16 protein-coding genes and 4 pseudogenes are annotated in these 24,831 nt (G+C 68.0%); 15 read left to right on the forward strand and 5 right to left on the reverse strand.

Annotated elements, in window-relative coordinates; translation table 11 throughout:
- Positions 1–28 precede the first annotated feature (28 nt).
- Positions 29–184, forward strand: coding sequence for a hypothetical protein (locus OHN74_RS00335; protein ID WP_327692447.1), 156 nt, complete (start codon positions 29–31; stop codon positions 182–184).
- Positions 185–244: 60 nt separating this feature from the next.
- Here the strand turns inward: OHN74_RS00335 and OHN74_RS00340 are convergent, their stop codons facing one another.
- Positions 245–820, reverse strand: coding sequence for a hypothetical protein (locus tag OHN74_RS00340; protein WP_327692448.1), 576 nt, complete (start codon positions 818–820; stop codon positions 245–247).
- Positions 821–1,047: 227 nt separating this feature from the next.
- Here OHN74_RS00340 and OHN74_RS00345 point away from each other — a divergent pair, with 227 nt between their 5' ends.
- The 3 genes from OHN74_RS00345 to istB all read left to right on the forward strand — a co-directional run bounded on the left by OHN74_RS00345 (position 1,048) and on the right by istB (position 4,165).
- Complete coding sequence (locus tag OHN74_RS00345) at positions 1,048–1,743, forward strand: AraC family transcriptional regulator (protein ID WP_327692449.1); 696 nt, start codon at positions 1,048–1,050, stop codon at positions 1,741–1,743.
- Between the two features lie 125 nt (positions 1,744–1,868).
- Positions 1,869–3,374 carry an IS21 family transposase gene (istA, locus tag OHN74_RS00350; protein WP_327692450.1) on the forward strand — a complete coding sequence of 502 codons (1,506 nt, stop codon included), beginning with the start codon at positions 1,869–1,871 and terminating at the stop codon, positions 3,372–3,374.
- Positions 3,374–4,165 (forward strand): IS21-like element helper ATPase IstB, encoded by a 792-nt coding sequence (gene istB, locus OHN74_RS00355; protein WP_266639805.1) that lies wholly within the window; start codon positions 3,374–3,376, stop codon positions 4,163–4,165. The genes istA and istB overlap by 1 nt, the downstream gene beginning before the upstream one ends.
- Positions 4,166–4,503: 338 nt before the next feature.
- On the opposite strand, the gene OHN74_RS00365 is transcribed toward istB, so the two are convergent.
- Both OHN74_RS00365 and OHN74_RS00370 read right to left on the reverse strand, forming a co-directional pair.
- Positions 4,504–4,695, reverse strand: coding sequence for a hypothetical protein (locus tag OHN74_RS00365; RefSeq protein ID WP_327700465.1), 192 nt, complete (start codon positions 4,693–4,695; stop codon positions 4,504–4,506).
- Positions 4,692–5,114 (reverse strand): SpoIIE family protein phosphatase, encoded by a 423-nt coding sequence (locus OHN74_RS00370; RefSeq protein WP_327692452.1) that lies wholly within the window; start codon positions 5,112–5,114, stop codon positions 4,692–4,694. Before OHN74_RS00370 ends, OHN74_RS00365 begins: the two co-directional genes overlap by 4 nt.
- 609 nt (positions 5,115–5,723) lie before the next feature.
- Between OHN74_RS00370 and OHN74_RS00375 the strand changes: the two genes are divergently transcribed.
- The 10 genes and pseudogenes from OHN74_RS00375 (at position 5,724) to OHN74_RS00420 (ending at position 21,124) form a co-directional block, all read left to right on the forward strand.
- Complete coding sequence (locus OHN74_RS00375; protein WP_327692453.1) at positions 5,724–6,002, forward strand: IS3 family transposase; 279 nt, start codon at positions 5,724–5,726, stop codon at positions 6,000–6,002.
- 458 nt (positions 6,003–6,460) lie between these two features.
- Positions 6,461–6,625 carry a hypothetical protein gene (locus OHN74_RS00380; RefSeq protein WP_327692454.1) on the forward strand — a complete coding sequence of 55 codons (165 nt, stop codon included), beginning with the start codon at positions 6,461–6,463 and terminating at the stop codon, positions 6,623–6,625.
- Positions 6,626–7,017: 392 nt separating this feature from the next.
- Positions 7,018–8,113: pseudogene (locus OHN74_RS00385) on the forward strand (integrase).
- 795 nt (positions 8,114–8,908) lie between these two features.
- Positions 8,909–9,328: an effector-associated constant component EACC1 gene (locus OHN74_RS00390; protein ID WP_327692455.1), complete on the forward strand. Its 420-nt coding sequence runs from the start codon at positions 8,909–8,911 to the stop codon at positions 9,326–9,328.
- A gap of 2 nt (positions 9,329–9,330) precedes the next feature.
- Positions 9,331–11,550 carry a caspase, EACC1-associated type gene (locus tag OHN74_RS00395; RefSeq protein ID WP_327692456.1) on the forward strand — a complete coding sequence of 740 codons (2,220 nt, stop codon included), beginning with the start codon at positions 9,331–9,333 and terminating at the stop codon, positions 11,548–11,550.
- A 245-nt stretch (positions 11,551–11,795) separates the two neighbouring features.
- A pseudogene (locus OHN74_RS00400) lies at positions 11,796–12,643 on the forward strand (IS5 family transposase).
- Between the two features lie 673 nt (positions 12,644–13,316).
- Complete coding sequence (locus OHN74_RS00405; RefSeq protein ID WP_327692457.1) at positions 13,317–14,207, forward strand: hypothetical protein; 891 nt, start codon at positions 13,317–13,319, stop codon at positions 14,205–14,207.
- A gap of 629 nt (positions 14,208–14,836) precedes the next feature.
- Entirely contained in the window at positions 14,837–17,965 is a 3,129-nt protein-coding gene (locus tag OHN74_RS00410) for a S8 family serine peptidase (RefSeq protein ID WP_327692458.1), read from the forward strand.
- 34 nt (positions 17,966–17,999) lie between these two features.
- Positions 18,000–19,050: pseudogene (locus OHN74_RS00415) on the forward strand (IS630 family transposase).
- 577 nt (positions 19,051–19,627) lie between these two features.
- Positions 19,628–21,124: a HEAT repeat domain-containing protein gene (locus OHN74_RS00420; protein WP_327692459.1), complete on the forward strand. Its 1,497-nt coding sequence runs from the start codon at positions 19,628–19,630 to the stop codon at positions 21,122–21,124.
- A 61-nt stretch (positions 21,125–21,185) separates the two neighbouring features.
- Here the strand turns inward: OHN74_RS00420 and OHN74_RS00425 are convergent, their stop codons facing one another.
- Positions 21,186–21,392: a hypothetical protein gene (locus OHN74_RS00425; protein WP_327692460.1), complete on the reverse strand. Its 207-nt coding sequence runs from the start codon at positions 21,390–21,392 to the stop codon at positions 21,186–21,188.
- Positions 21,393–21,732: 340 nt separating this feature from the next.
- Between OHN74_RS00425 and OHN74_RS00430 the strand changes: the two are divergent.
- Positions 21,733–22,245: pseudogene (locus OHN74_RS00430) on the forward strand (transposase); the annotation flags it as partial.
- Between the two features lie 60 nt (positions 22,246–22,305).
- Here the strand turns inward: OHN74_RS00430 and OHN74_RS00435 are convergent.
- Positions 22,306–24,798 carry an RICIN domain-containing protein gene (locus OHN74_RS00435; protein ID WP_327692461.1) on the reverse strand — a complete coding sequence of 831 codons (2,493 nt, stop codon included), beginning with the start codon at positions 24,796–24,798 and terminating at the stop codon, positions 22,306–22,308.
- Between the last annotated feature and the right edge of the window lie 33 nt (positions 24,799–24,831).

A 24,831-nucleotide genomic window follows, 5' to 3' on the forward strand; every position in this document is an offset into this window, starting at 1 on the left:
CGGCGACCATCCCGCGGTCCACTACGTCTTGGACGGCACCCGCCCGCACCTGATCCGGCCACGGCGCCGCAACGGCGTGCTCCGGTTCGTGGTCGACGGGCAGGTGGTGTACTCCGCCTACGCCAGGCATCCCGGCACACGCCCCAACAACTTCCTGGCGAGGGCCCTGCGCCTGGGGCGCTGAGAAAGAGGGACGATGGCCGATGTGCACCCGCGCCCCTCTTCACAGCGCCGTTGACGCCACTCAGCAGTTCTTCACCCAGTGGACCCAGTACCAAGGCGCATCGTCGTCCCAGCTGAGGGCACCTCCGTCGTGCCAGCGCGAGACGCCACTGTCGTCCAAGAAGTTGGCAACGGTACCCGTGGTTTGGTTGTTGATCCACGACCCGTTAGCCGTCCACGGGATCCTGTAGCGGGCGCAGCTGTACATGGGGATCGACGAGCCCGTGAAGTTGATGCCGCTGTAGGCGCAGAAGTATCCGTAGGGAACAACATCGTCGCAGACGTTAGCCAGGGCCCCCTTGGTCATGTCACGGGGGTGAGCTTCGCCAGGGACAGCCACGAACATGAGGTTCTTGCCACCCAAGTCGATCACGTTGGCGGCCACCTGCTTTCCGCCTGTCTGGGCGCGATACCGGTCTACCTCGTCCTGGAGCGCCGCTGTTTGAGTAGCGGTGAGGCCTGCCTGCTTGGCCTGGGCTGCGTAGGGACTGACAGAGCCCGGCGTACCGGCTGATGCGGCGCCGGTACCGAGGCTCAGAGCCAGAACGGCCGCAGCGACTGCGAGCATCGCCTTGAGCCTCGCCAATCTGCTTTTCATAGTGACCTCTTTCCATTTCGTGTCATGGATTGCTGCTGATGTCTCGACTTGGGCGCCACGAAGGCAGGCAGCAACGTTTTGAAGGCTCCTGCACGTGAGCAGGGGTGATGACAGGTCTTGAGACGACGACTCGATCAGGGTTCGGGTGGCCGAGCAGGCTCTAGCCTTCGGCACCTGCCACCGGGAGTCTTGTACGAAGACGCAATCACAGCGGGGGAACATCAACAATGACCGAACCGATCGACCGACCCGGCGAGTACACCGGCCGTCCGGCCACGTCCTTACGCGGCATCGTCATCCGCTACCGAGGCCACCACATGGGTGGCCCGCGGCCCGCACGGGTCACCCTTCCCTCGGCAGCCGTCACCGTCCTCCTGGGCTGGGGCCAGCCGCTGACCATCCACACCGGTCCAGAGCAAGCGGCCGTCGGTCGGTGGCCTGCGATGATCGCAGGCCTGCAAACCGCGCCCATGCTGGCGGGTTTCAATGGATCCGCATCTGCCGTCGAGATCGAACTCACGCCCCTCGGCGCGTACCGGCTCCTGAACCTCCCGCTGCACCACCTGGCTAAGACGGTCATCGACCCGGACCACATCATGGGGGAAGGCTGGGCGGCGAACGCCACCGAACAGCTGGCCGCTGCATCGCGCTGGCCCCGCCGTTGGCAAATTCTCGACGCCCTGCTCACTCGACGACTTCACGGCGAAACGCCTCCATCGCCTGCCGCCACCCAGACATGGAACCTGCTGCGTGATCGTGGCGGCGCTGTGTCCTTACCCAACCTGGCCCTGGCCATTGGCCTCGGTCAGCGCCGCATACAGGGGCTGCTGCGCGAGCACATCGGGCTGCCCGCTCAAACGCTCTCCCGCATCATCAGGTTCCACCAGGCGTTGGCGGTGGCACCGAGCGGCCTGGACTCGTGACGGCGGTCAGTAGATACTCCCCGTAGGCGGCCACTTAGCGCCCCATTCCTGGCCAAGGATTGCCCCACGGACGGCCATATATCTCCCCGGACCTGGACCGATACCGGTCGGCGAAGCTGACCGGTGTGAAGAACAGCAGGGAGATCATGGAGATCCTTGAGGCATACGACCTCACGGGGAGTTACCGAGCAGCGGCCGAGCTGGCCGGCTGCGACCACCACACGGTGGCCCGGTATGTGCAGGCTCGGGCCGAGGGCAAGAGCCCGACCGAGCGGCAGCACCGGGCCCGCCCGATCGACGAATACCTCGCGAAGATCGAGGAGTTGGTGGTGAACTCCCACGGCCGGATCCGTGCCGATGTCGTGCACCGGCGGATCACGGCGATGGGCTTCACGGGCGGGGAAAGGACCACCCGGCGGGTGGTCGCGGAGGTCAAGACGAGCCTGCGGGCCGGATCGCGACGGGTCTATCGGCCGTGGATCACCGAGCCCGGATTGTGGCTGCAGTGGGACTGGGGCGAAGGGCCGCGGATCGGCGGACGCCGTACTTCCTTGTGGTGCGCCTGGCTGGCCTGGTCCCGGTTCCGCGTCGTCATCCCGGTGTTCGACAAGACCCTGCCGACGATCGTGGCCTGCCTGGACTCCACTCTGCGGCGAATAGGAGGGGTGCCTGCCTATGCGCTGACCGACAACGAGAAGACGGTCACCACGATGCACATCGCGAACATCGCGGTCCGCAACCCGGACATCGTCGAGGTGGCCAGGCACTACGGGCTGACCATCCGTACGTGTCTGCCGGCCGACCCGGAAACCAAGGGCGGATCCGAGGCCACGGTCCGCATCGCGAAGGCCGACCTGGTGCCCACCGACGCCAACCTGCTCGAGCAGTACGGGTCGTTCGGACATCTGGAGGCGGCCTGCCGCGACTTCTGCGACGAGGTCAACAACCGGGTCCACCGGGCCAGCCGGCGCAAGCCCGCCGAGGCCCTCGCCGAGGAACGGCAGCGGCTGCACCCGCTGCCGAAGGAGCCGTTCGCGGTCGCGTTCGGCACCACGAGACGGGTCAACTGGGACGCCACCATCTCTGTTGAAGGCGTGCGCTATTCGGTCCCGCACCAACTCGTCGACACCCGGGTCTGGGCCCGTTTCAACGGCGACGAGCTGATCGTCACCGCCGTCGCGGACGACGGGCCGGCCGAGGTCGCCCGGCACGACCGCTCGACTCCCGGCAGCCCGCAGATCAAGGACGAGCACTACCCGCCCCGCGAAGACAAGGAGGGCGACCGGACACCGAAGGCCAACTCGGCCGAGGAAGCGGCCTTCCTCGCGCTCGGTCCCGGGGCGGCGTCCTGGCTGATCGAGGCCGGCGCGGCCGGAGCCCGCAGGGTCAAGTCGAAGATGGCCGAGGCCGTCGCGCTGGCCAAGCTCCACTCCGCCGCCGATGTCGACCGGGCCCTGGGCTCGGCGGCGGTCGCCGGACGGTTCGCGGAGAACGACCTGATCCGCATCCTCACCTACCAAGTCGGCCTGGAGACAGTCGAACCCACGCGGCCTTCCGAGAACCACAGCCTCCAGCCGGGCACCTCCGCCTGGTCCAACTTCGGCGTCGCCGACGAGAAGGAAGAGCACTGATGGCCACCCCGATCCGCACCGTCACCGGCACCCACGGCGATCCCCTCGCCGAGGCCATCGAGCTGACCCGGCGGCTGAAACTCCCGCACATCCGGAGGGCGTTGACCGACCTGATCCCCACCGCGAAGGCCCAACGCTGGGACCCCGCCGAGGTCGTCCGCGTCCTCCTGTCCGAAGAGGCTGCCGGCAGGGACGCCGCGAACCTCCGCACCCGCCGCAAGCGGGCCGGGTTCCCCGCGGGCAAGACCTTCGGCGACTGGGACGAGACCGCCTCCTCAATTCCCCGGCCGACCCAGGACTCGCTGAAGATGCTCGAGTGGGTCACCCGCAAGGAGAACCTCTGCATCTGCGGACCCTCGGGCACGGGCAAAAGCCACTTCACCGAAGCCCTGGGACAGGCCGCCATCGAAGCCGGCATGACCGTCGCCTGGTTCACCATCGAAGACCTCGGAGCCCTCGTCCGCCGCCACCGAGCCGACGACTCCCTGGCCAGAGCGATGGCCCGGCTGATCCGGACCGACCTGATCATCGTCGACGACATCGGACTGCTGCCGGTCTCACCCGATGCCGCCGAGGGCTTCTACCGGCTGGTCGATGCCGCCTACGAACGGCGGGCGCTGGCCGTCTCGAGCAACCTCCACCCCTCCGGCTTCGACGAGATCATGCCCAAGACCCTGGCCACCGCGACCGTGGACCGGCTCCTGCACCACGCTCACGTGGTGGTCACCCAAGGTGATTCCTTCCGGCTCAACCAGGCCACCAGCGGTCAGGGGGTGATCCCCTTGCGCTGATCCACCCACCAACAGCGGGGAGATATCTGGCCGCGGTTGGGGAAGATCTACTGGCCGCCAGCGGGGAGAATTACTGGCCGCCTCCGGGGAGAACTGAGTGGCCGTTGACAGACTCGCTGGCCGACCTGGCCAGCCGGGCTGGGTACTACGATCAGTCCCACATGTACCGCGACTTCAGGACCCTCTCTGGCCGGACACCACGAGAACTGCTCGACATCATGAGCCGCACCTCACCCCGGCACGGACTCGGGCACATCCAACCCTTCAACGACTTCGGGTCTGTGACCCAGCCAGCCCCTCTCCATGACCGCTGTCCACAAACAGATCACGACCAGAGCTCAAGGTGGGCGAGGACGACCCGGTGAGAACGCCTGGCGCCGGGCTTCCCGCCCCGCTCCCAAGGTTGGGACCTCCAGGACGCGACAGAGATCGCCTGGCTGCGGAAGCGGGAACTCGAACTCGCCGGACAGGGCGATCACGGCCAGGGCACCGTCGGTGTGCGGGACGTCGATGTGGAATGCGTCGGTCATGGGCGTGGGTTCTCCTGCCCGACGGAGACGTCGGCGGTCGGGGCGGCGGCGCTGTGGGCGGTGGTGGTGATGCCGGCGGGAGCGGCATCGGGGGTGGGGACGGACAGGGCCAGCAGGGCCACGTCGTCGCGTTCGGTGTCGGGGAGAGTGTCCAGGAGCGCGACGGTGTCGTCGATCAGGGCGCCGGCACTGACCGGCGCGGGCCGTCGGGCCAGGAAGTCGGTCAGACCCGTGTCGGCGAGCATGTCACCGTCGGCGGTGCGGGCCTCGGTCAGCCCGTCGGTGTACAGCAGCAGTCCCTCGCCGGGTGCCAGGTGCAGGGTGCGTGAGGCGAAGGCGGCTTCGGCGAACGCGCCGACCAACATGCCGCCCTCGGCGCGGACCGCCTCCACCCGTACACCGCCGCCCGGCGCGGGCATGGCTGCTGGCGAGGCGGCAGGAGCCAGTGCCCGTTCCGGCGAAGGTCCTTCGTCCAACCAACTAGGGCTGGCGGGATTCGTAATCATTCCTTGCAAATCGAACGCCACCGTCGCCCTCCGCGACCGCTCCCCAAGATCTGTGCTGTTGGTGATCTTCACTCGGTGGAGTGAAGTTATGTCGTGGTTGGCGTGTGGATCGGTGCGGTGTGCTGCGCTGGTCTGGGCGGGGTGGTTCGAGCGGTCGGAGGGGTGGCCGCGATGTCGATGGGTTCAGGGTCGGGGCGGACGATTCCGCCGTTGACGGTACGGATGGCGCGGGCGAGCAATCCACGGGGCACAGCGGCCATGTGGGTGCGTGACCGGTTGGACGAGCTGTTCACCGATGAACATTTCGCCGACTGGTATCCAGTTGACGGGCGGCGGGGGTTGTCGCCGGCTCGGCCGGCGATGGTGGCGTCCGCGAACGACGAAGGGTGCAGATCTTCTGGGGGTGCCTAGTTGTGGTGATTCGCAGAGGTTCGGGGGGGTGGCTGGTCGTACCGGCTTCTACCGTCGCCGGGGTCGAGCCCGCCGTGAGGCGTGCGGGTGCTGGGCGAGGGTGGGTGTGGTGTGCCGTCGTTGATGGAGGCGTTGGAGGCCAGGCGGGCCGAGGTGCTGGGCCAGGCCCGGCAGCTGCGTGAGCAGATCAGCTTCGACAACGCCGTTTCGGAGGCGTTCAACAGCGTGCTCAAGACGGAGTACGTACACCGGCACCGGTTCGCCAGCCGCAGCGAGGCCCGGCTGAAGATCGCTACGTGGACCACGGACTTCTACAACACCCGGAGGATCCAAAGCACGTGCGACTTCGTCAGCCCGGTGGATTTCGAGCAGCAGTACTGGGTTCAGTAAGTCCGGCAGCAAGCAGCGTAAACCGTCTCCACGCTGCGAGGGGATCGACAGGTCGTACCGGACCTACCCCCGAACACACGCAGAGGGGCAAGTCAGGGCAGGGTTCGGAAGGCGCGCCGAGCGCCGACTACCGACGCGGTGACACGGGCCGTGACGCACCCGCCGCGCCCACCCGTGCCGGGGCGCGCCCTCACGCGTGCACCGCGTGAGCTTGAAACCGCGCCACGCCCGCCACGCGGCACGCGTCGGGACCCTCCCGGAAACCATCGCCGGCCTCCCGTCCTACCGTCACGTCTCGCTGCACACATCCACTCGCACACGTGCGCACGCTTTCGTGCCCGCGACGCATCCCGGGCCGTAACAACACCGATCAAAGTTGAACGTGTTCAAATAGCTCTGTGCGGGCGACCGTGCAGCAGCTGGCGCGAACACGCGGCAGGCACCACTAGGAGGACATCGTGGGCGCAGGCATCATAATCTTTGCATTCTTCTTCTACGTGCTCCTCATGGCAGCGTTCTGCATCCTTGTCGGTGCGAAAACGTCCTCGCGCATGGGCTGGGTGATGGCAACTCCCCTAATTTTCCTGCCCCTTACCCTATTGATCGCCGCTCTGATCCCTTGAGTGGCTTACCAACTCCCAGGCGGGCGCGTCGGCCTGGCGAAACGCGGTTGGGTGTAGATCCAATGAAGGTGCTGTTGATCAGGCCGTGGGTATGGCCTGGTCGCGGTAGCGCGTCTGGTGGTTGCGGAAGAATTCCTGCTACTGGCGCCAGGTCCAGCAGGTGTCGAAGTCGCCGTTGGCGCGGACGGCACGCAGCTTGAGCACAGCTTCAGCTCCGGAGAGGCCCCAGCGGGCGCCGGTGACGTCCAGGCGGTCTGTGACCAGGTCGCCCTTGCCGAATACCTCATCCGCCGAGGTGGGAGCCGGTGTGCGGGATGCGCGGGTTCTCGGGCACGGACGCTCGAATCGGTACTCTCGCGCGGCTGGCGATCACCCCGGCATGATGGCTGGTCGTGCTGCCGCGACTGGCCTATCTGGGTGTGCCGAACGTGTTCGCCCTGCTGCGCCTGCTGCCGATGAGCGACCACGGCAAGGACACGGAGCTCCTCGCCCTCCGGCATCAGACAACGGTGCTGGAGCGCCAACTCGGCGGCGAGAAGGTTCGGTTCTCCCCGAGCGATCGCGCGTTCCTGGCGGCGTTGCTGCACCGCCCGTCCTCACAGGTGCTGCGCAGCATACGGCTGATGGTGTGTCCGGACATGGTGCTGCGCTGGCACCGCGATCTGGTCGCACGCCGCCACGCTGCGCGCTCGCGGCCCAAGCGCCCGGGAAGGCCGCGGACCGTGCGCTCCATCCGTCTGCTGGTGCTGCGGCTCGCCCGCGAGAACTCCAACTGGGGATATCGCCGCATCCACGGCGAACCCCTCGTTCTGGGCGTCAGGGTGGCAGCCTCCACCGTCTGGGAGATCCTCCTGGAAGCCAGGGTGCACCCGGCACCCGAACGCGCTACGAGCACGTGGGCGAACTTCCCGCGCTCCCAAGCCGACGCTCTGCTGGCGTGCGACTTCCTGGAAACGATCACCTTGTCCGGGCGCGGCTGTATGTACTTGCGGTGATCGAGCACGCCAGCCGGCGGATCCGGATCCTCGGCGCCACTGCGCACCCCACCGCATCCTAGGTGACGCAAGCCGCGAAGAACCTCGTCATGGACCTCGAAGACGCCGGCTGCCGGGCCAGGTTCCTGATCCGGGACCGGGACCGGAAGTTTCCCGCCCTGTTCGACACCGTCCTCAACCATGCAAGGATCGAGGCAGCACTCAGCGGAGCACGGAGGCCGCGCATGAACTCGATCATGAGCATTGGGTGCAGACCTCCCGGCGCGCGCTGCTGGACCGCACCCTGATCTGGAACCAGCGACACCTGCTCCACGCGCTACGCGATTTCGAAGACTTCCACAACCCCCACCGGCCCCATCAAGGCATCGTCCACACCCGCCCGCTACGCCCCTTGCCGATACCGATCAGCGATCCGGAGCAGATCACCCACCTCGACATACGACGACGCCAACGACTTGGCGGCATCCCCCACGAACACCATCATGCCGCCTGAACTGGGCGGATGAGGCTTTCGGCAGGCGCAACGTCCTCGTTCAGCCGGCCCCGCTCCACCGGACGCTTCGGCTGCCCCCGCGCCCGGTACACATCCGACAGCACCCCCACTGCCACCGCCACGGTAGAAGCAAGCCGCCCCCAGCACACGACCAGCACCTATCCGGCCCTGGGCTTTCGGCTGGGGCGATCAGTCACTCCCTTACGGGGTTGAACAACAGGCTCACAACGGCCAAGAAGCCTTTGTGAGCCACACGCACCCGGGTGTGCGAGCCCGCCGGGACTGGACAGCGTGCCGGCGGGCAATGACGTTACGGTGCCGGCGCAGTACCGTGTCCGGCCGCACCCACAGCCGCATCCGGCGCAGCACTTCCCGTGGCAGGCCATGGAGGAGCGACGCCGAAAGCGCCCGCTCACTCGCGTGGAACCGGACCTGCTGCCCGTTCAGCTGCCGTTCCACAACGCCGATCTGGTGGCACAGAGCGAGGATCTCGACATCATTCTCCCGGTCGCTCATCGGCAGCAGTCGCACCAACGTGAACGCGGTCGCCACCCCCAGGTACGCCGGTCACAGCAGCACCACCGATCATCATCCCGCGCCAACCGGCGCCCCGCGATACCGGCGACTCGTTCGGCCCCGGCCAACGCCCAAACCCGATCCCACCTGCGTGGACGACGTATTCGGCAAGGGCAAGGTCGTCGACAGTTGGTTCAGTTGCAAGGGAGGGCTGCCGCCGGCAGCCGGAGGCAGCCACACTGTGGGATACAACTGAGACAACTCGCCGACGGGGGACATATGCAAGACGACGCTGCGATGAGAGGTGGCCAGTCGGTCGGCGTGATGGAGGCGCTGCTGGTCATCGCCCCCGACCCGGAACTGGACGCGGAGGCCGCCGAGTTGCCCGTGCGTCAGTTGCGGGCCGAGATCGCCGGGCTCGACGTCGACTCGGTCCGCCCCGGCCCCGCCGACGCGGCTCCTGACGGTGCGAAGGGCACCGATCCACTCGCGCTGGGGGCGATCGTCGTGGCGTTCAGCGCGTCCGGTGGGGTGTTCACCGCCCTCATCGAGACCGTGCGTGACTGGCTCGATCGGTCCTCCGCTCGGCATCGCGTCTCGGTGACCATCGACGGCGACACAATCGAACTGGAGCGTGCGTCCGACGCCGAGCGCCGGGACCTGGTCGCCGCGTACATCCGCCGCCACACCGGCAGTTAGCGATGGGCCGCCGGCTGGCGCTGCTGATCGCCACCTACGACTACCGGGACACCGGACTGCGGCAACTGACCGCTCCGGCGCACGACGCGGAGGCGTTCGCCGCAGTGCTGCGCGACCCGGCCATCGCCGGGTTCGAGGTCACCACGCTGGTCAACGAACCGCATCATCGGGTCGGCGAGGCCATCGGCGACTTCTATCGCGACCGGCGACGCGACGACCTGACCCTGCTGTACTTCACCGGCCACGGTCTGAAGGACGACGCCGGTCGGCTGTACCTGGCGATGACCAACACCCGCCGCGACAGCCTGCTGTTCACCGCGCTGCCCGCCGAACAGATCGACCAGGCCATGTCCGGTTGCATGTCCCGGCAGAAGGTACTGATCCTCGACTGCTGCTACAGCGGGGCCTTCCCCGCCGGGCGGATCGCCAAGGCCGACACCGCGGTGCACGCGCTGGAGCGTTTCCAGGGCCGGGGCCGTACGGTGCTGACCGCTTCCGACGCCACCCAGTACTCCTTCGAGGGCAACCAGGCACACGGCGAAGCCGTGCAGTCGGTGTTCACCCGTTACCTGGTTGCGGGCCTCCGCGATGGCAGCGCAGACCTCGACGGCGACGGCGACATCACCATCGACGAGCTGTACAGCTACGTGCACGACCGCGTCGTACAGGAGATGCCCCAGCAGCGGCCCAAGAAGCAGGACAACGTCGAAGGCCGCACCGTCATCGCCAGGAACATCAACTGGACACTGCCGACCTATCTGAGCAATGCGATCGACAGTCCCATCGCCACCGACCGGCTCGCTGCCCTGGACGGCCTCACCCGTCTGTTCCGGATCGGCAACGACACCGTCCGCGGCCGGGTCCACGAGGAGATCCGGCGTCTCACCGACGACGACAGCAGACTCGTATCCGCTGCCGCCATCGCACAGTTGCGGGACATCCGGCCCGAGCCGCGGGAGGCGAGGGGCGAAACCCCCGAGAGGCCCGGCGAATCGTCAGCAACCCCGAGCGAACCGCCGACCACTCCCGCCTCCGAGACATCCGAGCCGGTGACGGACGCACCAGAGCCGGTGCCCCAGACACCCGAACCCGCGGCTGGGCCGCCCGATACATCGGCTCCCGAACCACAGCCGGACTCCCCCGCCCACGAACCACGGAGACGGATCCCGCGCCGCACGGTCCTGCTGGGCGCGCTCGCCGCCACCACTGCCGCCGGCATCCCCACCATGGTCGTTCTGTACGACTCCGGCAAAGGCACCGACTCGGCCAAGCCCGAGGCACCCGACCCGTTCACCTCGGTGCTGTTCAGCCCTCACGGAAAGAAGCTGGTCACCGCCAGCTATCTCGAACCGGTCGTCCTGTTCTGGGATGTGACCACCGGTCGGCGGACCGCTGCTGTCCGTACCAATACGGACGACAGCGGGGTCTACTCGATGGCCTTCAGCCCGGACGGCACAACCCTGGCCACCGCCCACGGAGACAACGCGATCCGACTCATGGACATCGCCACTCGTCGAATCACCACGACACTCATCGGCCACACCAACAACACCGCGACCGATGGGACCGGCGGTAGCGCAGCCACCGCGGTGGCGTTCAGCCCTGACGGCAAGACCCTCGCCAGCGGCGGCGTGGACCAGACGGTCCGGTTGTGGAACGTCGCCACCGGCACCAACTTCGTGACGATCACCGACCACACCGGCCGCATCAACTCGGTGGCGTTCAGCCCGGACGGCAAGACCCTCGCCAGCGGTAGCTTCGACGAAACCGTCGGCCTGTGGAACGCGGCCACCGGCCGCTCCATCAGCACCATCACCGGCTTCGACGCCGTTGTCGGTTCCGTGCTGTTCAGCCCGGACGGCAAGACCCTGGCCATCGCCCCGTACGGCTCACGAACCGTCACGCTGCGGGAGATGGCCGGCGGCCGCACCACCACCGTCGGAGACAGCAACAGTGGAGTGTCCGAGGTGGCGTTCAGCCCTGACGGCAAGACCCTGGCCATCGGGCAATACGACGGGACGGTCGTCCTGTCGAAAGTCGCCACCACCCGCATCATCGCCACCCTCAAGGGCGGCCATACGGGCCAGATCGCCGACGTACGGTTCAGTCCCGACGGTAAAACCCTGGCCACCTGCAGCTTCGACGGAACCGCCCGGCTATGGAACCTCGCTACCAGCCGCTCCACCTCCACCTTCACGTTCCCGGACCCGGGAGTGTCCTGATAGATCCTCCCCCGTAGGCATGCGGCCGCATGCCTACCCCTTGCTGAGGGTTTGGTGCTGTTTCATGTAGATACATTACGTTTTAGTGGCTCCAGTGGATTGAGGCAGGAGGGGCCACTGAGTGGCTGGGTTGCGGCGCGTCAGTCGAGGGTTGTCTCGTTCCGGCGTCTCCTGTCTCATCCCAACCCGGCCCGGCCCGGCTCCTTGGTTTTTGCCCCCTGGCCGGGTCGGTCACCGCGCGGTACATCGGAAACACGACCCCGCGCGACGGTTACCCCAGCGATCTGTCCGAAGAGCGCTGGGAGCTGATCGAACCCGTACTCACCCCCTGGCGGGCCCGGCGCCGCCGTGACGCCCTGGACATCGGCCGCCCGCCCGTGCACGATCTGCGGCAGATCATGAACACGATCCTCTACGTGGACCGCATCGATGCCCCCTGACGCTACCTGCCGCACGATTTCGCCCCGTGGGCCACGGTCTACGGCTACTTCGCCAAGTGGCAGCAAGACAGTGTGTCGAGCAGCTCACCGGCGTGCCGCGACGCCGGTCCGCAAGGCCGAGGGCCGTGGAACCGAGCCGTCCGCCTGCGTGCTGGACTCCCAGACCGTGAAGACCTCCGCCAACGTGCACCTCGCCGACCAGGGCACCGACGCCGGGAAACGGATCAACCGACGCAAGCGCCACCTGGGCTGCGACACCCTCGACCTGCTGCTGACCGTGCTGGTCATCGCTGCCAGCCTCTCCGACACCGCGGCCGGCGTGACGCTACTGTCCCGGCGGATCGCCGCCACCCACCCCAGCGTGCGCAAGGCCTGGGTGGACGCCGGCTACCGCACCACGGCCATCGACCACGAGCCCGGCTCGGCATCGACGTCCACCCCGCCCAACGCGAGCCCGGCACCAAAGGGTTCAAGGTCATTCCGAGACGGTGGACCATCGAACGGAGCATCGCTGGCTCATGCACCACCGACGCCTCGCCCATGACTACGAAAGACACCCACACCGCTCCGAAGCCATGATCCACCTCGCGATGATCGACCTCATGGCCCGCCGCCTCACCGACGAAGCCACTCTGAACTGGCGCGGAACCTGACCGGCGCCGGTGCCCTTGTACCCCCGGCCCCCAAACGTCAATCACCGGACCAAACGCTCAGTCAGAGGTGGGCCGGTGAAGACCCCGATCGACTGGTCGCACCTCCTGGGTTGCGCCGCTGGGCGCCGTGCACCTGGGACCGACCGGCCGCCGACGCGATGCTCGTCACTACCGCCCAACTGCGGGACTTCGTCGAGCGGTTGACGCAAGCCGCGGGCACTGGAGACCGGGCGGTCCGGAGATCCTGATCGTGATGGACACCGGCTACGGCGTCACCTGCTCCCACGCCTTGGCCGACCTGCCGGTCGTGCTCGTCGGTGTGGCCCGCGGCTGGAGCGCACGGAAGAGGAACTGCCCGTCCTGCACGGCACGTTGGTGCGACTTCAGGCCGAGCACCTGTTGGGCGACCGAGACCCGAAACCGGTCTGGCCGTGGTGCTCAGCCGGCGCCGCGACGCCGGTGGATGTGGACCGATGGAGGCAGTCGTTCCTCCTCCTTCTGTCGCGGTATGCGACCTTGTTCACCGGGGTCGTCCGCCCCATCGCCGGGTAATGGGATTCCAAAGGGAAACCCATGAGTAGGGATATTTGACCCTGTCGGGATGCCCTCGCCCGTGGTGAGGATGGGCGAAGGCGAGAACCCTAGCTCGCCTTCATCCAAGGACGGTAAGCCCATGACAACAGGACACGCGCGCAAGAAGAAGCGCTCCAGGACCGTCGCCATCGGCCTCGGCTCGGTCGTCGCCATTGTGGGAGGTGCGATCGCCGTCCCGGCCGCGATGGCTGCCCTCGTGCCTCCGCCGGCTTCCACACCGTTCCAGCTCAAAGGTGCCGAGACTTTCGACACCGACAAGCTGATGGCGGCCATCTGCCCGGGTCCGACCTCGGACCTGCCGTTCCAGGACGTCGTCTCCGTCTTCATCAACCTGAACACCGGGGAGGTGACGCCGGACACGGCGAACGGTGCCGGAGACCCGGGCAAGACCCCGGCGGGCACACCACCGCTCGCCCGCGTCTCCGCGCACTGCGAATACCCGGTGACCAGTGTGAAGACCTCGGTGGGCGCCCCGACCGACGCCTCCGACCTGATCATCAACTGCGGCAACGCCGTCGAGGCCGGTCAGCAGATCACCCAGAGTCTGTCGACCAGCAGCAGCGTCACCCACAGCGTCAGCGTCAGCGCCGACTTCAACCTCAGCATCATCAAGGAGGTGTTCTCGTTCGGCGGAGGCGCCGAGGTGACCACCGAATGGTCCTTCGGCGAGGAGGTCATCAAGGCCAAGACCGACACGATCAACGTACCGCCACGTACCGTCGCCTTCCTTGAGCGACTGCCGCAGCTGCGGACCGTCACCAGCACCCCGGTCGCGGTCATCGAGAACTTCACCACCATCACTCCCGACGCGGTCACGAAGGAGAACGGCTGGCGGGGCAACGGCAGCATCCGTATCACCTCGTCCGGGTTCACCATGGCCGCGACGGGCGACGTACTGGACAAGGGCGGATTCCCGGCCGGCGCGATCCGCACGCAGGACCGTTCCGTCACGGACGAGGACTGTGCCTGAGCGAACCGCCGATCGTCCAGCTCCATGGCCGGGGCGTACGTGAATCGATGTGGCAACGCACCGCCTCGGCCCCCTGCCGGTCCGACAGGCAGACCAAGAACTGCAGCACACGCGCGGTGGCCGGTTGGGCGGGGAAGATTCCCGGGTGTCCGCCGCGCGGGTACCAGCCGGTGACGTTCTCGTCGCACCGCAACTCGCCGAGGCGGTTTCTCACCCGCATCGCGGTCGTATCGCCCGGGTTGCCCGCCTGCCCGATCTGCGCGGTCGGAGACGGGCATTGCTCACTGGAACGGGGGCGGAGCGACAACGGACACCTCGCCGACTGCGTCCGCCTGCGAAACAGCCCCGAGCAGGTTCGCTGAACATGCCGTCGCGGCGAGAGAGTTCAAGCCTCCCGACAGAGTGAAGCCGAGGTGGACCGAGGCCTGTGGGGCAACCTCTTCTATTTGAGGTCTCCGACCGGCTTCGGTGAAGAAGGTGTGCACGTACCTTAACGATTGAGATTTCAAGATTATTTTCAGTGGGATGTCTGTGACATTGAGGTCCAGGGGGAAGTACTCGACTCCAAAACGACCTAACTGGATCCAGAGTTGACCTACAGAATTCACGGACCTTCCCGGACACTCGGCGTGCTCCTGGCTCCTCTCCTCACCGCGACGCTCACGCTGACCGGCACGTCATCCGCGTACGCCGCCGATGACGACCACGACGGCGCCGCCGCCACCTACGTGGTGAAGCTCGCCGACGCTCCGGTCGCCGCGTACCGGGGTGGACTGTCCCGCTTGATGCGCACTGCCCCGGTCCCGGGTCGGCGCCTCGACCCCGGCACGGGCGCCGTCAAGGCCTACCTGCGCCACCTCGACCAGCGCCGGGGCGAGGCACTGGACGCCGTACCGGGCGCCGAGAAGCTGTACGACTACGACTACACGTTCAACGGATTCGCGGCCCGCCTCACCGGCAGGCAGGCGGCGAAGCTGGCAACGACGCCCGGCGTGGTGTCGGTGACCCGCTCCAAGGTGGAGAAGCCGGTCCTGCCCGTACCCGTGCCTACGCCCGTTCCCGCACTGTCGGACCGGGTTTCCGGGGACCGGGTTCCCGGGTCCGGCGACGGCGTCCAAGCCCCAGCCCGAGCCCGAACGGGGTCCGCGCCGCAGGCGCCCGAGAGGTCAGCCACCTCAGGCTCGGCAACCCCCGCGAGCCCACCTGACGTACCGCGCTTCCTCGGTCTCAGCGGCAACAAGGGCCTCTGGTCCGCGCTCGGCGGCCCGACGCACGCCGGTGAGGGCATGATCGTCGGCGTCATCGACCCGTTCGACCCGACGAACCCGATGCTCGCCCCGCTCCCGGAACCCCGCCCCGACGCGGACGTCATCGCCAAGAAGTGGCGCGGCACCTGCGACGAGGGCGATGACAGCGACCCCGCCCACAAGGTCACCTGCAACAACAAGGTGATCGGCGCCGCCTGGTTCCGTGCCGAGGTGCCGGACCCCCAGCCGATCGACGTCCCCTCGCCGCTCGACATGCACAGCCATGGCACCCACATCGGCACCACGATCGCCGGCGACTACAAGACCCCCGTGTCGATTCCCGGCACCAACGTCAGCGGCGCGCTCAGCGGCCTGGCCCCGGCGGCTCGGCTGGCCTTCTACAAGACGTGCTGGAGCGGCGGCTGCGGCGGCGCGGACAATCTCGCCGCGATCGACCGCGCCGTGGCGGACGGCGTGGACGTCATCAGCTTCTCCATCGGCGGCACGCTGACCGACCCGTCGTCGGTGGAGGCCATGTTCAACGCCGCGAAGGCGGGCGTCTTCGTCTCCGCCGGGGCCAGCAACGGCGGCCCTGACACGGTGGAGAACACCGCCCCGTGGATCACCACGGTCGCCGCGGAGACCCACGACACGGGCTACGAGGCGACGCTGGTCCTCGGCGACGGCCGCCGCGTCACCACCCCCGCCTTCTCCGAAGGTGTCTCCCGGGCGCCGCTCGTCAACGCCACGGACGTCAGCAGGCCGGACGCTGCGCAGGCCGAGTACTGCGCACCGGGCACGCTGGACCCGGACCTGGCGAAGGGGAAGATCGTCATCTGTGACCGGGGTGGCACCGGCTTCGACTTCGACGGCAGGATCGACGAGTTGCGGAAGTCCGGCGCCGCGGCCGCGGTGCTGGCCAACACGCCGATCAGCTACCAGGACATCGCCGGCAACTGGCAGTTCCCCATGATCATGGTGGGTCCCGGGGACCGGGAGACGCTGAAGAAGTACGCCGCGACCGCGGGCGCCACCGCCGCCCTCACCCCCACCGCGAGCAAGCACGTCCGCGCCCCGGTCATCACCGACTTCTCCTCCTCGGGCCCCGACCCGTTCAGCGGCGGCGACCTGCTCAAGCCCGACATCGCCGCGCCGGGCAACCTGATCGCCGCGGGCACCGTGCCCGGTGGATTCGCCGGATACCAGGGCGAGTTCGGCTTCATGGACGGTACCTCGATGGCGACCCCTCACATCGCCGGTCTCGCCGCGCTGCTGATGCAACTGCACCCCGACTGGTCGCCGATGGAGGTCAAGTCGGCGCTGATGACGACGGCGACCACGACCGACAACCAGGGCAAGCCCATCAGCCGCATGCCCGACCCCGCGAAGGAGACCGAGCTCATCACGGCGGGCCCGCTCGACTACGGCTCCGGCACCCCCCGGATCACCCGGGCGGCCGACCCCGGCCTCGTGTACGACTCCACTCCCCAGGACTGGACGGCGTACCTCTGTGCCCTCGACGCCCTGCCGGCGGCCGGCGACGGCATCGACGCCTGCGCCACCGCACCTAAGACCGACCCCAGCGATCTCAACTACCCGTCCATCTCCGTCGGGGACGTCTTCGGCGCCCAGACGGTGACCCGTACAGTCACCAACGTCGCCGCCGAGACCGCCACCTACCGGGCGACTCTCCAAACGCCGCCCGGCTACAAGGCCCGGGTCACCCCGCAACGCCTCACGCTCCGGCCCGGTGAGTCGGCCACGTACCAGGTGAAGTTCACCCGGACGACGGCTCCTTACGACGCCTGGTCGAACGGCACCCTCACCTGGAGCGACGCGCACAGCCGTCACCGGGTGACGAGCCCGGTCACCCTGCGCGCGGCCCGCTTCGACGCACCGGCCGACGTCACCACCGAGGCCGACTCCACCACCCTCGCCACCCGGGTGGGCTGGACCGGCGAACTCACCGCGAAGGCCGGCCTGTACGCCGCCGAGAAGACCACCGGCACCCTCACCGGCGTCGACGAGTCCGACTTCGGGGCCGATCCGCACACCGGGGACGCCGTGGCGAAGACCAGTCTGCACGTCCCGCCGGACGCACCGTTCACCAGGGTCGCGATCACCTCCGCCGACCACCTGGCCGGCAGCGACATCGACCTGTACATCTTCGACAAGGACGGCGCGCGCGTCGGCCCCTGGCCCGGTACCGGATCCGACGAACACGCCGACCTGCCGCCGGGCGACTACGACGTGTATGTCCTGCAGTACGCGCTGCCCGAGGGAGCGACCGGCCAGCAGTACACCCTGCGCACCTGGAAGGTCGGCCAAGGCGACCCGGCCGTCCGCGCCATCGTCTCCCCGGCCACCCAACAGGTCACCTCGGGCGACCGCACCGAAGTGACGGTGTCCTGGCCCGACGCCGTACGGGACAGCGGACCGTACGTCGGCGAGGCCGTCTTCACGGACGGCTCCGAAACAGTCGGCCGCACGGTCCTGACGGTCACGCCGTAGCGTCCTGCGCCAGTAGTTGATTGTTAGTTGGTGTGTGACTTCTGCTGCTGGCGCGTCAGTTCCTCGTCGGGGCCCCAAGCTGGTGCCGTTGCTGCTGTCCGCTGAGGAGCGGGCGGTGTCGGAGCGGTGGACGCGTCGGGCAGCATCGGCCCATGCCCTGGCTCTGCGGGCACGGATCGTCCTGACGTGTGCGGGGTCGGAGGTGCCGCCGATGGTCGCGGTCGCCCAGGAGCTTCGGGTGACCGCGGACACGGTCTGCAAGCGGCGGCGGCACCTCCTCGCCGAGCGGCTGGCCTGTCCGACCGACGAGCCGAGGCCGGACAGGCCGCCCACCATCAGCGTCGATCAGGTCGAAGCGGTCGTGGTCACCACGCTGGAGCAGCTCCCGAAGAGCGCCACTCACTGGTCCCGGAAATCGATGGCCCAGCACAGCGGCCTGTCGACGGACCCGTTGTTCGTGGAGAAGGTCTACGACGTCGTGGGGCTGTACTTCAACCCGCCCGAGGGTGCGGTGGTCCTCTCAGTGGACGAGAAGTCACAGATCCAGGCGCTGGACCGGTCCCAGCCGGTGCTGCCGATAATGCCGGGCATGCCCGAGCGGCGCACCCACGACTACGTCCGCAACGGCCTGACCACCTTGTTCGCCGCGTTCGACGTCGCCACCGGCGAGGTCATCACCGCCCTGCACCGCCGCCACCGGGCAGCGGAGTTCAAGAAGTTCCTGATCCGGATCGACAAGGAGGTCCCCCGCACACCTACAGATCCACCTGATCGTGGACAACTACGGCACCCACAAGACCCCTGCGATCAGGGCCTGGCTGGCCAAGCACCCACGGTTCGAGCTGCACTCCACCCCGACTGGCTCCTCCTGGATCAACCAGGTCGAGCGGTGGTTCGGCTACCTCGCCCACCAGATGATCCGCCGCGGCGCACACAAGAACATCCAGGCCCTCGAAGCCGACATCCGAGCCTGAGGCAAAGACTGGAACAAAGACCCCAAGCCATTCATCTGGACCAAGACAGCCGAAGAGATTCTCGACTCCCTCGCCCGCTTCTGCCGACGGATCTCCGGCGCAGGACACTAGAACCCCGCAGGATGCTCCAACGACTGCAGCCACGGGCCCCGCTTCTCCCTTTGGAAGGGGGCGGGGCTCTTCGCTGCCAGGCACCCGACTGTGATGTCCACCGCAGTACGCATGGTCGAGTCGCCGGCCGCACGATCACCAGCACCTTGCGACAAAGCTCCGGCAGTACTTCGTCCCCGACCACTGCGGTCCACTCGACCACCGGCCCGCTCCCCGCCTCGCCGCCCGCGGCAGGGCCCCGCGATCCGGCCGGAGCCGAGCTGGCCCGGTGCCGGTCGATGTTCCATGTGCCTCTGCACTGCTCATGACCTTGCCCTGCAACAGAGCTTGACAGCCCTAGATAACCAGCGACCTCGGAGACTCCCGCGCACTCATCGCCGTGTCCGCCTGGATCGCCGTCTGAATCGCCGTCAGAACCCGCTGGGGCCTGAGTAGGGCCGGGGACTGGAAACTGAGCAGCAGCCACCGCGCCAGTCCCCGACCCTACTCAGGCCCGCCAGGACTAACCCCCCAATTTCGCGGGCGTCCGTCGGTGCAACCTCTCGTCGGTTCGGCAGTCTTACTTCCCGGGGTGCACATGACGACAGAGCATCAGGTTGCCTTCTTCCTGAGGGAGCTGGAAACGGGCGACACCTGGCGACGGGCTGCAGCGGCGAAGGGGCTCGGCAAACTCGGCGGCACCGAGCATGCCGCGGTGCTCGTCCGGGCAGCCGCCGACCCCGCGCCCGAGGTGCGAGAAGGCGCGGCGGCGGGCCTGGGCAGGCTGGGGGTCCCGGAGGCCGGGGCTAAGGTCTTGCCCGCGCTGATGGACGACGACGATCCGTGGGTGCGCAGGCGGGCCTCCTTGACGTCGATCCGGCTCGGGTTGAGCGACCGCGAGGTCGTGGATGCCTATGGGCGTTTGCTCGGCGATCCCGACCATCACCTGCGGATCAACGCCTTGGAGGCGTTGCGGGAACTTGGCGTGCCCGGTGATGTTCCCGCGCTCGTCCGGCTGATGGGTGATCCGGCACACCGCCTCTCGGGTCTGGCGTGGGCCATGGTCTGGGACTTCCGCAAGGACCCGGACGTCGAGGCGGAGCTGGTCCGTACGGCCCAGTGGGGCGGGGACGCCGTCCGTACGCGCGCCTTGTTGATGCTGCCGGACCAGCCCACTGAACGGCTGCTGCCGTCGCTGCTGAGCGTTCTGGCCGAGGACCCTTCCACCGAGGTGCGCTGCGCCGTGGCTTTCCGACTCGCATGGGTGAAGCGCCCGGAAGTGCGGGACGCGCTGTTCGCGACTCTGGAGGCGGAACGGGACCCGGAGATGGCCATACAACTGCTGTCCCTGCTCGGGCGATCCGGTGACGAACGGCTGCTGGATCCGGCCTCGCGCTGGCTGAGCGACGAGCGGGCCGGCCCGTCGGCCGCCATTGCCCTGGGATCCGTCGGCGGCAGGACCGCCACGAAGCTCCTGCGGGCCGCACTCACCACACAGGCAACGCACGCCCCCACACTCGCGGCAGCGGCCAAGGCCTACGGCAAGATGGGGAGATGGGACGCCGTGTGGCTGCTGCTCCCCCTGCTGGACCATGCCGCGCCCGAGGTGTACGAAAGTGCGCTCCGTGGCCTGGATGCCATGGCGGACCCCGGGTTCCGGCCGTGGGAACGCGCGGCGGTCGCCCGGGCGCTGGTGACCCGTCTCGACGTCGCCCCCACTCTGGTCGGGGTGACGGAGAGGGTCCTCACGGGTCTGGCGGAAGCCCTGCCCGGTCTGCGGAAACTGGTGGACCGGACCGCCTCCCCCATTGTCCGAGCCGCCGCGCTGTCTCTCCTGGACCCGCACAATGCGGCGGACGCCGGCACGCCGCACGATCTGCCGCTCTTCGTACGGCACTTGGACGACGTACATCCGTGGGTGCGCCAGGCCGCCGCAGAGGGGATCACCCACTGGGTGGATGAGACGGGCACGCTCCCTCCGGGCGAGGAGCGGCTGCGCGACCGGCTCACCGCCCTGGAATCGGACCCAGACGATTTCGTACGCGAGGCGGCGGCAGAGGCACTGCGGGCCCTGGACGACTGTCGGAACAACTGATGGCAGGGGTGACAGTGACAACACCGGTGACACCCCACCCGGCTCTCCGGATCCGCCCAGCTCAGCACAGGACCGTCTCGGGCTCGTGCAACTCCAGCCACGGCGCCAGGTCGAGGGGCCGATCCAACCCACGCCGCTCGGCCCGCGCGCTGATCGGGCCGTCCCAGTGAAGGGTGAAGGTGACGTCGACGATCCGGCCGACGAGCTCCAGGACGCGCGAGTCGTCGGTCAGCAACTGAAGCTCGGTGAGTCGATGTTCACGGCTCACTCCCGCCGACCCGCCTGACGAGCGAGCACCCCGTCCGGGTCGCCGGAATCCGCTTCGATCTGCAGTTCCTCAAGGACGGTCTTCCAGTGATGAGGATTTCGGCTCCGACCGCAGTTCCGTGAACCCGTTCAGAAGGTCTGGAAGATACCCTCGAGATCATCGTGAGCCCATGCCGCAAACTCCTCGAAACCCAGGTTCCCGATGCTCAGGTCAGTGGCTGGGAGTGCGCGGGCGTTTGCCCGGGGCGCACTTCCACGGTGCGGACCGCTCCCTGAACAGGAGGCGTGCCATCGCGTAACTCTCCTTGGTGTACGCCCAGTTCAACCACGAGGAGTACACGATGGCCCTGTCCCGGTCTGAACTGATACGGCTGCTGGAGTCACTACGCTCGACCGACGGAATCGAGCTCATCAGCGCCATCGCCGAACGGATGGTGCAGGAACTGATCGAGGCCGAGGCGACCGCACATGTCGGTGCGGAGTGGAACGAGCACACGCCGACGCGGACCAACGTCCGCAACGGGCACCGCGAGAAGGCGCTGACCACGCTGGCCGGCGACCTGGACCTGGAGATCCCCAAGGTCCGCACCGGCAGCTTCTTCCCCAGTCTGCTGGAGCGACGGCGCCGCATCGACCAGGCCCTCTACGCGGTCATCATGGAGGCATACGTGCACGGCGTCTCCACCCGCAGCGTCGATGACCTGGTCAAAGCCCTCGGCGGGGACAGCGGCATCTCGAAGTCGGAGGTCTCACGGATCTGCGCGGCGCTGGACGAGCCGCTGACCGCGTTCCGCACCCGCCCGCTGGACCACGTCCGCTTCCCCTACGTCCATCTGGACGCGACCTACTGCAAAACCGCGCGGGGCAGGCCGGGGCTCCGGTCCTGCCCCGCCACGGGGCTCACCGCGTGAGGGTCAGGCGGTCTTCACCAGCTTCCACTGCTGGTTGGTGCCGCCGGTGGTGGGCCACTGGATGATGGCCGCGCCGTCGGCGGTGGAATTCGCGGAGATGGCGACGTTGTAACCGTTCGAACGCGACTCGATGCTGAAGTTGCCGTTATCGGACGGGGCGATCTGCCACTGCTGGTTCGGCTGGCCGGTGGGGGTCCACAGGTGGAACTGGGTGTCGGGCGACGTGGTGGCGGAGGGGATGTCCAGTGCCTTGTTGCTGGCGACACCGGTGATGGAGTAGTAACCGGCGCTGTTGCGGGCCAGCCCCCACTGTTGGTTGGTGCTGCCGGTGTCGGGCCACTGGATGATGGGCGTGCCGTCGGCGGTTCCACCGCCCGAGGCATCGAGGGCCTTGCCACTCCTGACGCTGATGATCTTGTAGGTGCCGGAGAGGTCAGGGACGGTTCCGGGGGTGATGGACAGGTTGGCATACTGGACGGGGTAGTACCCGGCGGTGCCCAGGCCGGCCATGCCGCCGCTGTAGCTGTTGTCGGAGACTGTTCCGACCGTGCTGCCGTCGATCTTGGCGGTGATGGTGGAGCCCTGGAAGCCGAGGGACAGCTTGTGCCAGCTGTTCGTTCCAGGGGCGGACACGGTGCCTCCGGCCAGGGTGGTCCAGATCCACTGGTTGTTCGTGGTCCAGCTCGTCTTCAACAGCGACCATGCGCCGGTGTCGGACAGACGCAGGTGATAGGCGTTCAGACCACCGTTGTTACGGCCCTGGGTGCCGACCCTGCCGAGAATCTCGGCGGCGCTGCCGGCCTTCTCCAGCAGCACGTCCGAGCTGACCGTGTAGTTGCTCCAGCCCAGCTCCCCCATGATCGTGTAGGGCTGGGTGCTGTCCTCATGCGTCCACTTCAGCGGCTGGACCTGCGCCATCTGGCGCAGACACCGGCCGCTGCGGCCGCCGGCACACGAGGCCGACTCGAACGCGCCGTTCATGGTGGCGAAGTACTTGGCCTCGCGTCCGGCGCCATAGCCGGCGAAGGTGTCGGAGTACGGCAGCGCGAGCTGGCTGCGCTGAGGGGAGGTGACGGTGCCGGGGGCCTGCCCGCTGGTGGTGGTCACCGTGTAGACCCGCCCGGGCTGCAGGGTGAGTGTGTACGTCCCATTGCTCGCCGTCAGGTCGGAGCCGCGCACCATGCTGGGTGTGTCCTTGCCGGGCTGCGACAGGTCGGTGGACCACACCGGCAGGGTCCCGCCGGGCAGCCCGCCCGCCACCTTGAGCGTGACGGTCTGCGCCTCGGTGGCCTGCGTCGTCTCCAGGACGGTGCTCCAGGCGCTCTTGTCGGGCGCGGCGTAGCTGACGTAGCTGCCGTTGAGGCGGTTGCCGCCCAGGTAGCCGCCTGCGGTGTCGAGGTACTTCCAGCCGGGCGCGGTGAACTGGGTCGTCTGCGCGAGGACCCAGGCGGTGCGGCCCACGCGGTAGTTGCCCGACCAGGGCTGGTTGGCGTTGATCAGGCCAACGGTCTCGAAGTCGAGGTTCTGGTAGATGGACGCGACGATCGGCCAGTTGATGTAGGCGGTGGTCCTGGCGTCGAGGTAGCCGCGGTTGAGGGCGCGGGCCACCGGCGCGGCGCCGGTCTCGGCGTCCTGCGAGCCGTTCTCGCTGGCCCAGATCGGCTTGCCGAGCGTCTTGGCGTCGGAGGTGGACGAGCAGGTCGTCATCTCGGAGATGCCGTCACAGGTGTAGTGGCCGCCTGCGATGTCCACGGCGTCGTACAGGGCGCTGTTGGTCTTCATCTCGGTGGCGATCTTCCAGGCGTTGTCGCCCCAGTTGTCACCGCCGACCAGCTTGACCGAGGAGTAGCCGTTCGCCCGCAGGGCCGCCTTCAGGCTGACGTACCAGGTGGCGTTGTAGTCCTTCTCGTTCCAGCCGCCGAGGTAGTCGACCGTCACACCGTGCTGCTTGGCGCAGTCCAGCCACGAGAGGTAGTAGTCGATCATGTCCTGGGAGTAGAAGTTGCCGTTGCCTATCCAGCCGGGAGCGCCCCAGGGCATGCCGAGGACCTTGATGCCGGGGTTGCGGGCCTTGGCCTGCTCCATCAGCCAGAACTCGTAGCCGGCGTCGCAGTTGACGGTGCCCTTGGTGTGCTGGTGGCTGGCCTCGGCGCCGTCGGTGGAGTTGGTGTCACCACCCATCTCCACCTTGAGGATCTGCAGGCTCGCGCCGTAGCCCGGCTTGAACAGGTAGTCGAGAACCTGGCCGCGCTGGGTGGCCGGGTAGTCGTACAGCAGGCGGGTGTTGCCGCCCCCGCCGCTGATCGCGCCGACGCCGTCGAAGGTCCGGCCTCCGCTGGCGCCGTCCACTGTGATCGCGGTGGTGGTCGCGGCGTACGCGGGCGACGGTGCTCGCCCGGTGAGCAGGGCGAGCGTGAGGAACAGGACGGAGACGGCCGCGAGCCGTCCGATGTGCCGGTGAGGCCGGGGTCGGGGCCGAGGCAGGGTGTTGGGCAAGGGTCGGTCCTCCTGGGGAGCGGTGTTCCCGTG

The organism is Streptomyces sp. NBC_00459 (genome assembly GCF_036013955.1).
Lineage (GTDB): Bacteria > Actinomycetota > Actinomycetes > Streptomycetales > Streptomycetaceae > Streptomyces.

Bases quoted from the DNA above. Each gene is read 5' to 3' on its own strand.
- OHN74_RS00340 (WP_327692448.1), bottom strand. From the start codon at position 820: ATGAAAAGCAGATTGGCGAGGCTCAAGGCGATGCTCGCAGTCGCTGCG.
- OHN74_RS00345 (WP_327692449.1), top strand. From the start codon at position 1,048: ATGACCGAACCGATCGACCGACCCGGCGAGTACACCGGCCGTCCGGCC.
- istB (WP_266639805.1), top strand. From the start codon at position 3,374: ATGGCCACCCCGATCCGCACCGTCACCGGCACCCACGGCGATCCCCTC.
- OHN74_RS00365 (WP_327700465.1), bottom strand. From the start codon at position 4,695: ATGACCGACGCATTCCACATCGACGTCCCGCACACCGACGGTGCCCTG.
- OHN74_RS00370 (WP_327692452.1), bottom strand. From the start codon at position 5,114: ATGCCCGCGCCGGGCGGCGGTGTACGGGTGGAGGCGGTCCGCGCCGAG.
- OHN74_RS00390 (WP_327692455.1), top strand. From the start codon at position 8,909: ATGCAAGACGACGCTGCGATGAGAGGTGGCCAGTCGGTCGGCGTGATG.
- OHN74_RS00395 (WP_327692456.1), top strand. From the start codon at position 9,331: ATGGGCCGCCGGCTGGCGCTGCTGATCGCCACCTACGACTACCGGGAC.
- OHN74_RS00405 (WP_327692457.1), top strand. From the start codon at position 13,317: ATGACAACAGGACACGCGCGCAAGAAGAAGCGCTCCAGGACCGTCGCC.
- OHN74_RS00420 (WP_327692459.1), top strand. From the start codon at position 19,628: ATGACGACAGAGCATCAGGTTGCCTTCTTCCTGAGGGAGCTGGAAACG.